The sequence below is a fragment of the Pedobacter sp. 01N416 genome, from assembly GCF_056399685.1.
Genome location: NZ_JBFTRT010000371.1, coordinates 1 through 9619 on the forward strand (window position 1 = coordinate 1; position 9619 = coordinate 9619).

Below are 9619 nucleotides of genomic sequence, written 5' to 3' on the forward strand. Positions count from 1 at the left end.
ATACCTGATAATGTCTTCGGCAAGAATAATAAATTTTAAATCGTTTGTTTCAGGCAGGACCAAAAACCGTGGCAAATTAGGCGGAATTTCAATCAGTGCATATTTCTCTTTAATTTTTGTATCCTTTTTCGAAAGTTTAACAAAAAAGTAAAGGTACCGGTCTTTCAGTTCTGGAAAAGGTTTATCCATATCCAGCATAATGGGAACCAGGTTAGATAAAATCTTATCCCTGAAATGATTTTTAACGAATTCTCCCCTGCTTACATTCAGTTGAGTATCGTTTAAGATAAAAATCCTGTTTTGAGCAAGTTCGTTTATCAGGGTAGCCTGAAAAAGCTGGTCGAATTTTCTTTCCTGTTTTACAACAATATTTTTAATCTCATTCAGAATTTTCTTTGGATTAAATCCCAAAAGTGCTTTAGCCTTATCGTTCAGATTGGTTAGCCGGGTCATGGTGGCCACTCGCACACGGTAAAATTCCTCTAAATTTGAAGAAAATATAGATAGAAATTTAATCCGTTCAATCAGCGGAACCGTTTCATCGGCGGCTTCCTGCAGTACACGTTCGTTAAAGTAAAGCCAACTGATTTCGCGGTTTAAAAAAGGGATCTTCTTATTGCTCATTTAAAAAAATAAAAAATCCCTGCCAAAACAGGGATGCTCAAAACTGCACATTAATTTGTTAAATTGATGTTAATTCATTTACACGTTAACGTTAACAAATTTATTTTTTAGTAGGTGTTTTCGTCTCTTTATTAACCGATGTTGAAGTTTTAGCAACCGTTTTTTTAACAACAGGGGCTGCTTTTGCAGGAGTAGCGGCCGGCGCTATTACTTTTTTAACTGCTGTAGCAGCTTTTGCTGGTGCTTTACCTGCGGTACTTGCCGCTTTTTTGGCAACTGTTGTCGACTCTTTTGCTGCTTCTTTTGCTTTTATAACTGGCTTTGCCAATACTTTTTCTGCCTTTTCTTCTGTTTCTATTGCAGCAACCTTAATGCTTTGTACTACTGGTTTAGCCTTTGCAACGGCTTTTTTAACAACTTTCTGAGCAGTTCTTTCAGATTTACTTACCGCTTTGGCAACTGGTTTCTTCGCTGCTTTTGCTTTCTCTTTTGATGCATGTAGCAAATCATCAATTTTCTGTCCCACATCTGCCTTTACGATGGTGAACTTCTTAGTTAATTTTTTAGCCACACGCTTACTCGCTTTCCCTACCTCCGTACTAATTTCCGATACATCATGACCTAAACTTTTGATCACATCTAAGAACTTATCTGTAATCGACTGCTCCAATTGTTTCTTCACTTCTTTTTTGGTGATCTTTTTTTGAGACTTCGGTTTAGTGGTTTTCATATTATTTTTCGTTTTTTTGTGAGGATGGATTAATTTCTATTAAATCTACTTATTTTTTTACTTTAAAGCTAAAACCATGCCTTCTTTTGATATTGTAAGTAAAGTTGATGCGCAAACATTGGACAACGCAATTAACAATGCTAAAAAAGAAATCCTTAACCGATTCGACTTTAACGGATCGAAAAGCACCATCGATCTGGATAAAAAAACAAACGTGGTAACCATTGTTACTGAAGATGATATGCGATTAAAAGCAATCGAAGGTTCCATTATCTCGCGGATGATGAAACAGAATTTAGATCCGAAAAGTTTAGATTTTGGCGATGAGCATCAGGCCTCCGGTAACATGATCAGAAAAGAAATCAGTATTAAAGAAGGATTAGATAAGGAAGCAGCAAAAAAGGTTGTGGCAAAGATCAAAGCGAGTGGATTAAAAGTTCAGCCTGCTATTATGGACGATCAGGTTAGAGTAACCGCAAAAAAAATCGATGATCTGCAAGCTGTGATGAATCTTTGTAGAAATGAAGATTTTGGTCAGCCATTACAGTTTATTAATATGCGCAATTAGAAAGCTTAACTGTTTAAACTGGTTAATCGGTTAACCGTACTGCTGTATTACTACAATTAACCAATTTAAACAATTAACCGATTAACCATTCAACTCATGGAAATCAGCGAAAACGGTTTTATATTTTCCGATAAAAAAGAGCTTTTAGATCCCGAAGCCATACATCATTATTTAAGTGTAGAATCTTATTGGGCAAAAGGCATCCCCTTAGATACCGTAAAACGTTCTATTGAAAACTCACTTTGTTTTGGCATTTACAAAGGAACAGAGCAGGTAGGTTTTGCCCGTTGGGTAACCGATAAGGCCACCTTTGCATGGCTTTGCGATGTGTACGTTAAAGAAAGTTACCGCGGTTTGGGCTTATCAAAAAAACTAATGTCGTTTATGATCTTCCACCCCGATCTACAGGGATTAAGAACTTATCGGCTCGGTACCTTAGATGCACACGGATTGTACAAACAATTTGGTTTCGAGCCAATTGAAAATCCGGAGCGTTTAATGGCCATTGTTGTTAAAAATCCATACGGAGCGGAATAATCGCCATTCAGCAGCTAAAACCTTTTTTCAACTCTCTTGTTTTTCATACACATCAAAACATAGAGAAAACATGAAAAAGATATTTTTATTATCCACTGCTTTTGCCCTGGTGCTTTCATTTCAGGCTTGTCAAACTGCAGATAAGAAATCGGCAACAACAAAAGACAGTGTTGCTGGCGATACCAATATGGTAAATGGCAACCATGCTACAGGAGCCGAAAGTACAGAATCGGGTGTTGATGAAGCGGGTGCAACTTTTTTAAGAAAAGCAGCAATTGGAGGTATCATGGAAGTTGAAGCCGCTAAGATTGCACAGAAAAATGCCAAAAGTGCTGAGGTGAAAGATTTCGCCGCTAAAATGTTGACTGATCACACAAAAGCCAATACAGAGTTGAAAGCTTTGGCTGTCAACAAAAAAGTAATCACCCCAGATGCATTGCCGGCCGAAGATCAGATTCATTTGGATGAAATGAAGAAAATGACGGGTACAGCTTTTGATAAACATTATATGGTTATGATGGTTACCGATCATGAAAAAACAGTAGCCTTATTTAAACTGGGGATGCAAAACCGCGATCAGGCAATTAAAAGCTGGGCTGGCAACACTTTAAGTGTAATCGAATCTCATGATGAAATGGCAAAAAAAATCGTTGCCAATATGAAATAAACAGAGGCAAATTTTGCTTTAAAGATCAAAATCCTGAATAATGAATTTCAGGATTTTTTTCGTTACCAAAATGTGTGAAAAACATCATTTTTAATACAATTTCTTCCAATAAAAAAATTAAAATTAACTTTCGCCGTTTAATACAAAAATACATAAATGAATAAGAGTAGAATTTTTAGCGCGCTGTTAAGTGTTGCGCTTGTAAGTGCGGTACCAACTTTGGTCAGTGCGCAAAAAGCCAATTGGCAAAATCTTGATCTTAAAAGTGATAGTACATTCGGAATCAGTACCGAAAAAGCATATAAAGAACTTTTAAAAGGTAAAAAATCTGTTAAAGTTATCGTAGCAGTTAATGATGGTGGTGTAGAAGCTACCCATGAAGACTTAAAACGAATTATGTGGGTAAATACCAAAGAGATAACCGGCAATGGCAAGGACGATGATAAGAATGGTTATATCGACGATATAAATGGCTGGAACTTTATTGGCGGCCCTAAAGAATCTGTAAACTTCGAAACCTTAGAATTAACCCGTTTGGTTCGTCGCGATCAGGCACGTTTTGCCAATACCACAGATGCAAATGTAGCAGAAAAAGATAAAAAGGATTTTGAAATTTTTAAAGCAGAAAGAGCCGACTTAGAAAAACAATTGGCAGAAGCCAGGGAAAATCTGGCAGGTATTACTGGTTTTAAAACAGCTTTAGATGCTGTGGTAAAGAAAATCGGTAAAGAAAACCCAACCGTAGAAGATTTTAAAAACTTCAAACCTTCTACAGAGGTTGAAGGCAGGATCCAAAATATACTGAGCCAGCAATTAGAAAAAGGCAACTTCAAAGATTTTTACGAAGATCAGATTACAGAAGGATTTGATTATTATAGTCGCCAGGTTAATTACAACTTAAATCTTGACTATGATCCGCGCGCTATTGTTGGCGATGATCCGAACAATGTTAAGGAGAAATTTTATGGCAATAACGATGTTGCAGGTCCTGATGCGATGCACGGCACACACGTAGCCGGTATCATTGCGGCTGATAGAACCAACAAACTTGGTATTTTAGGTGTAGCAGATAACGTTGCCATTATGGGTGTTCGTTGTACGCCAAATGGTGATGAAAGGGATAAAGATGTTGCTAATGCTATTCGTTACGCTGTTGATAACGGTGCAAAAGTAATCAACATGAGTTTTGGCAAGGCTTATAGCTGGGACAAGGCCATCGTTAATGAAGCTATGAAATATGCGGCATCTAAAGATGTATTGATCGTTCAGGCAGCGGGTAACGAAAACAAAAATATCGATGTAGAAAATAATTTCCCTAACCACAAAGATTTAGATGAGAAAACTATTGCATCGTGGATTACCGTTGGTGCTTCAGGCCCTAAAGATGATGAAACACTAAAAGCCAGTTTCTCTAATTTCGGCAAAACCCAGGTAGATGTTTTTGCTCCAGGCGTTCAGATTTATTCTACTGTACCGGGTTCTAAATACAAAAATTTAGACGGAACCAGTATGGCATCTCCTGTTGTAGCTGGCTTAGCAGGATTAATCCGCTCTTATTATCCAAAATTAACAGCGGCGCAGGTAAAAGAAATCATTGTTAAATCGGTTACCAAAGTTAACCATAACGTACAGTATGCTAAAGGCGAAGAACCAGACGCAGAAAAAGTTTCTATCCCATTCTCTGATCTTTGTATCAGTGGCGGAATTGTTAATACTTACAATGCATTAAAGCTAGCGGCAACTTACTCGGGTAAAGCAGTTGCGAAATAATTTTTCTGTTTGTCATTCTGAGCGAAAGCGAAAAATCTTCAAACTGTTACCCTTAACAAGATAAATAAACAAAAAATGCGTCCCAATGTAAAATCTGGATGCATTTTTTGTTTATTTGAATGGTTATCATTTCGAGGCACKTAGATCCAAAGCAATACCGCCAACAGCACCACCGAGCATCTGGCTTCGGGCCGTTTTTGGACTTACAATGGTACCGGAATCGCCTACAGAAACGATTTTACTCACTTTTACTACGCCTGTAAGCGAATGAACCTTTACCTGTACAAAGTGAATGGAAAACGAATACATAGAGAAATTATCTCTTTCCTTTCCCCCTTGACTTTCTTTGGTTACTTCTATTTGCGGAAGATTATTCTTTTTTAAAACATCAACAAAATTAGCCGTTGCATCCATATTCGAATTTGCAGCCAGTTCTGCGATGGCTGATTTTAACGCTACGCAAACATCATTAACTGCCGAACCTACTGTAGATAACGTAGCCGAACCGCCCTGACTTGGCGCTGGTGGCAAAGAAGAATCGCCTAATTCGAATGTAATTTTATTTACAGGAATTTTCATTAATTTATTGGCGATTAAAGTCATGCCAGTTCCTGTTCCCGGACCGATATCGCTGGTTGCACTTTGCAAAAGCAGCGATCCATCAGCCTTTAAAATGCCTTTCACACTGGCTTTACCTCTATTGGCGTTAAAAACGCCAACACTTACCCCATAACCTGTTTGCCATGGTCCTTCAATCAAACTGCCAGGCTTATTTTTCCGGTTGCCCCACCCTATTTTTTCTGCCCCGATTTTATAGGCTTCTTTAATGTTTTTGCTCGAAAAGGGTTTGTTTTTCTGTTGATCGGTTTCAGGATCGTTTTTTATCCTGAAATCCAATGGATCCATATCCAAAGCATGCGCCATTTCATCAATTGCACTTTCCAGGGCAAAAGCTCCTGTAGCCTCTCCTGGACCACGCATCCATATTGGAACGCCAAGATCTACCGGAACAATGGCATAAGCCGTATTTACGTTATCGCATTGGTACATAAACTTTGCCATGTTCACCACGCCTTCGGTAAAGTTCTCGTAAGTAGAGGTTTCGCCATAAGCCCTGTGTGTAATCCCTGTTAATTTACCATCTTTGTTTGCCCCCAAACCAATGGTTTGTATGGCTGCCGGCCGATTACCCACCATGGTAAACATTTGCATCCTGGTAATCACCACTTTTACAGGTTTACCAATATGTTTAGAGGCCATTACTGTTGCAATTTCCAATGGCCATGTGCGTAAAGCCATTCCAAAACCACCGCCAACAAACTCCGAATTTACCTGAATATTCTCCATTGGAATTTTAAAAACATTTGCAATGGTACCCTGAGTAGCTTTTACACCTTGTGTTTTGGCATAAACGGTAAGCTGGTTATTTGGCCTCCAATCAGCGATAATTCCGTGCAGTTCCATCGGGTTATGTGTTTCGATAGGCAGGAAATATCTTTCTTCGAGCTTCACCTCTGCTGTTTTATAAGCGTTTTCTATGCCACGTCCGCCTTCCTGCTCGTAAGCAGCTGCCGATGGCTTATTTAAATGCGAAATCACAGCAATTACACCTGGTGCTTTTTCAGCCGCCTTGGTATCGAGCGCTGTAATTTTTCCTTTGGTAATGGTACTGGTTACCAAAACACCATAGGTTAAACCCGGCAGTTCGTATTCCGCAAAATATTTAGCTTGCCCCGTAACTTTTAAAATTCCATCTACGCGGTCGTTGTCGTCTTTTAAAATTCTCTTTTCCATAACTAAGCTTTAGATTTTGCAAGATTCAACGCCTCKATTATTGTATTGGGTGCCAGTTTAAGTTTAAAGTCATTTCCTCCAAAACCTTTTGCATCCTTCATGGCCAACTGGGCTGCCTGTTCAAAATTCGATAAGGTGGCTTCTTTTCCTTTTAAGAAATTTTCGGATGCTGTTAAACGCCAGGGTTTGTGCGCGACTCCACCCATTGCCAAACGAATATCGGTAATTTTATTATTGCTGAGCTCAAATGCTGCAGCTACAGAAACAAGTGCAAAAGCATAAGAAGCCGGCCACCAACACTTCAGCATCTAAAGCCGTTAATGCTACGCACATATCGCTTGGATGAACGGCAATACATTTCTCTGAAGTCCCGAAAATAGCATGCATGCGGTTAAAACCTTCCATGGCACCACAGCCTGTACCGGGTTGACGCTTATTACAAGGCATTTCGGTGTCGTAAAAATAACCACAACGTGTACGCTGCATCATATTACCACCAACAGTAGCTACATTTCTCAGCTGGGCAGATGCGCCCGCTTGTAAAGCCCAGGAAAGTAATGGCAGTTTCTCTTTAATCAGCGCATTGTCTGCAACTGCAGAATTAGAAGCCAAAGCACCAATATGGATTTTATTTCCAATCTGCTCGATCTGCTTTAATGGAACATGATTGATATCGATGAGTTTTTCGGGCGCCGTAACACCTCTTTTCATTAAATCGATCAGGTTGGTACCTCCGGCCAGGAATTTTGCGTTTTTATCTTTTACCAACAAGGCAATTGCTGATTTTGCCGTGGTTGTTCTTAAGTATTGAAAATTGATCATACCTTTTCGCCTCCTTCCTTAACTTCAATAATCGCATCAACTATATTAGGATAAGCACCACATCTACAGATATTTCCACTCATATATTCACTTATTTCTGCTCTCGAACCAGTATGCCCTTCGCGTACACAGGCCACAGCCGACATAATCTGTCCCGGCGTACAATAGCCACATTGAAAACCATCATGCTTGATAAATGCAGCCTGCATGGGATGCAAAGTTTCGCCGTTGGCCAATCCTTCAATCGTGGTAATTTTCTTTCCCTCATTCATCACAGCTAAACTGAGGCATGAATTTACCCTTTGTCCATCAACATGAACGGTGCAAGCGCCACACTGGCCATGGTCGCATCCTTTTTTAGTCCCCGTTAGGTGTAATTCTTCACGCAAATAATCTAAAAGCGTTACCCTCGGCTCAACCGTAGTTTGATATGCTTTATTATTTACCGTAAGTTTTAATGGGATTTTCTCGAAAAGTTGAGCGAAACGTTCATCGGCATTACTTTCTGCTGCTTTAACCGCAACGCCAGGCGTTAATGCAATGGCTGTAATTACCGAACTTTTTTTGAGAAAATCGCGCCTGCTATCACCCTGATTTGGTTTCTGATCGGAAGATTTCATAATTGGATATTTAGATATTGGGATGTACTCCTAAGTTCGTAATTCTAAAGCTCAGAATGTAGCAATTCAGAAATTTAGAATTATTCTATCGTTAGTATTTTTATATAACTCATTAGAAATAAATCATTAACAAAATAATTTCCAAAATGTTCAACCAATTTATACTTTTATAACATGGACAACGTAAAACCACTACCCGATTTATCAGCAGAAGAACAACGTGTTTTAGGCGCATTAATAGAAAAAAGCCGCACCACGCCCGATTATTACCCAATGACTTTGAACAGTTTAACAGCTGCATGTAATCAAAAAAGCTCAAGAAATCCTGTGGTAAATTACGATGAAGAAACCATAACTTTAACACTAAATCAACTTAAAACAAAAGGTTTAATCTCCACTGCCACAGGAGGATCAAGTCGCGCAACTAAATACAAACATAATCTGGCTATTGTTTATCCTTTATTGCCTTCGGAGTTGGCCATTATTTGTTTATTGCTTTTACGCGGACCACTAACACCTGGTGAAATCAATAGCAATTCGGGAAGATTGTATGAATTTGAAAGCATAGAAGAAGTCTTAGAACAGCTTCAGAAACTATCAGATGAAGAACCAGCATTTGTAAAACAACTGGCAAAAAAAGCTGGTCAAAAAGAGGCTCGTTTTGTTCATCTTTTAGGCGAACAGGCCGAAACTACTTCAGAACCTGAAACCGAAACAATAAGCACCCCGCAATTTGATCCTACTGAACTGGAAAACAGAATAGAGAAACTAGAACTGGAAATTGAAGAATTGAAAGAGCTTGTTAATTTATTGATGGATAAATAATGGGGTCATTAGGCATTGGTTCATTGGTTTCTAACCCATTGGCATAACCCAAAGTGATTGTTGGTCTGAGCGTAATTGAAGACTGTTATATTACATTTTCCGTGCTTCTGTGTTTCCGTGGCAGAAAATTATTAGGTCTTAGGGAGACGCTAAGACCAGTATAGTTTTAATTTTTGTACCCTGAAAAAATAGGTCTCTCCATTTCACTCCAGTCGAGATGACGACACGATTTAAACCTATCTAAAACAAAAAAAGTGCTTGGCGATTAACCAAACACTTTAAAAATTCCCAATCAGGTTGAGAATAACAAAATCAATTAAGCCTCATACTTTTTAAAGATAGTACTCGCGGTGTGACCACCAAAGCCAAAAGTGTTATTTAAAACATAATTGATCTCYTTTTTAATACTTTCTCTCAACACAAAATTCAATCCTTTTGGAATGTTTTCGTCAAGATTTTTGGTATTAATAGTAGGCGGTACCACATTATCTCTGATCGATAAAACACTGATTACACTTTCAACCGCTCCGGCAGCACCAAGCAAATGACCCGTCATCGATTTAGTTGCACCAATTACGACTGGTAAACCTTTGAATACAGTATTAATCGCCTGTAATTCACTTAAATCGCCCAATCCGGTTGAAGTGGCGTGTGCATTAATA

10 protein-coding genes and 2 pseudogenes are annotated in these 9619 nt (G+C 38.8%); 5 read left to right on the forward strand and 7 right to left on the reverse strand.

Going from position 1 to position 9619, the window contains the following annotated elements; translation table 11 throughout:
• Positions 1 to 624 (reverse strand): annotated as a pseudogene (locus tag AC1DND_RS18995) (polyphosphate kinase 1); the annotation flags it as partial.
• 100 nt (positions 625 to 724) lie between these two features.
• A complete protein-coding gene (locus tag AC1DND_RS19000) occupies positions 725 to 1354 on the reverse strand; it encodes a hypothetical protein (RefSeq protein WP_477583992.1) in 630 nt (209 codons plus the stop codon).
• 76 nt (positions 1355 to 1430) lie between these two features.
• On the opposite strand from AC1DND_RS19000, the gene AC1DND_RS19005 reads away from it, so the two are divergent.
• The 4 genes from AC1DND_RS19005 (at position 1431) to AC1DND_RS19020 (ending at position 4896) form a co-directional block, all read left to right on the forward strand.
• Positions 1431 to 1922: a YajQ family cyclic di-GMP-binding protein gene (locus AC1DND_RS19005; RefSeq protein WP_029275247.1), complete on the forward strand. Its 492-nt coding sequence runs from the start codon at positions 1431 to 1433 to the stop codon at positions 1920 to 1922.
• Positions 1923 to 2018: 96 nt separating this feature from the next.
• Positions 2019 to 2459: a GNAT family N-acetyltransferase gene (locus tag AC1DND_RS19010; protein ID WP_477583994.1), complete on the forward strand. Its 441-nt coding sequence runs from the start codon at positions 2019 to 2021 to the stop codon at positions 2457 to 2459.
• 70 nt (positions 2460 to 2529) lie between these two features.
• Positions 2530 to 3126, forward strand: coding sequence for a DUF4142 domain-containing protein (locus AC1DND_RS19015; protein ID WP_477583995.1), 597 nt, complete (start codon positions 2530 to 2532; stop codon positions 3124 to 3126).
• Between the two features lie 156 nt (positions 3127 to 3282).
• Positions 3283 to 4896 carry a S8 family peptidase gene (locus tag AC1DND_RS19020; protein WP_477583996.1) on the forward strand — a complete coding sequence of 538 codons (1614 nt, stop codon included), beginning with the start codon at positions 3283 to 3285 and terminating at the stop codon, positions 4894 to 4896.
• A gap of 126 nt (positions 4897 to 5022) precedes the next feature.
• Here the strand turns inward: AC1DND_RS19020 and AC1DND_RS19025 are convergent, their stop codons facing one another.
• Genes AC1DND_RS19025 through AC1DND_RS19040 form a run of 4 tightly spaced genes read right to left on the reverse strand, consistent with a single transcriptional unit; the run spans position 5023 to position 8132 of the window.
• Positions 5023 to 6690, reverse strand: a complete 1668-nt coding sequence (locus tag AC1DND_RS19025) for a xanthine dehydrogenase family protein molybdopterin-binding subunit (RefSeq protein ID WP_477583998.1) — start codon at positions 6688 to 6690, stop codon at positions 5023 to 5025.
• Between the two features lie 2 nt (positions 6691 to 6692).
• Complete coding sequence (locus AC1DND_RS19030) at positions 6693 to 6998, reverse strand: FAD binding domain-containing protein (RefSeq protein WP_477584000.1); 306 nt, start codon at positions 6996 to 6998, stop codon at positions 6693 to 6695.
• Positions 6934 to 7512, reverse strand: coding sequence for an FAD binding domain-containing protein (locus AC1DND_RS19035; protein WP_477584001.1), 579 nt, complete (start codon positions 7510 to 7512; stop codon positions 6934 to 6936). The genes AC1DND_RS19030 and AC1DND_RS19035 overlap by 65 nt, the downstream gene beginning before the upstream one ends.
• The gene (locus tag AC1DND_RS19040; RefSeq protein WP_230149977.1) at positions 7509 to 8132 is read right to left on the reverse strand and encodes a (2Fe-2S)-binding protein; all 624 of its coding nucleotides are present in this window, start codon (positions 8130 to 8132) and stop codon (positions 7509 to 7511) included. Before AC1DND_RS19040 ends, AC1DND_RS19035 begins: the two co-directional genes overlap by 4 nt.
• Before the next feature lie 174 nt (positions 8133 to 8306).
• Between AC1DND_RS19040 and AC1DND_RS19045 the strand changes: the two genes are divergently transcribed.
• On the forward strand, positions 8307 to 8957 hold the full coding sequence (locus AC1DND_RS19045; RefSeq protein ID WP_477584003.1) for a YceH family protein: 651 nt from the start codon (positions 8307 to 8309) through the stop codon (positions 8955 to 8957).
• A 316-nt stretch (positions 8958 to 9273) separates the two neighbouring features.
• Here the strand turns inward: AC1DND_RS19045 and AC1DND_RS19050 are convergent.
• Positions 9274 to 9619: pseudogene (locus tag AC1DND_RS19050) on the reverse strand (beta-ketoacyl-[acyl-carrier-protein] synthase II); the annotation flags it as partial.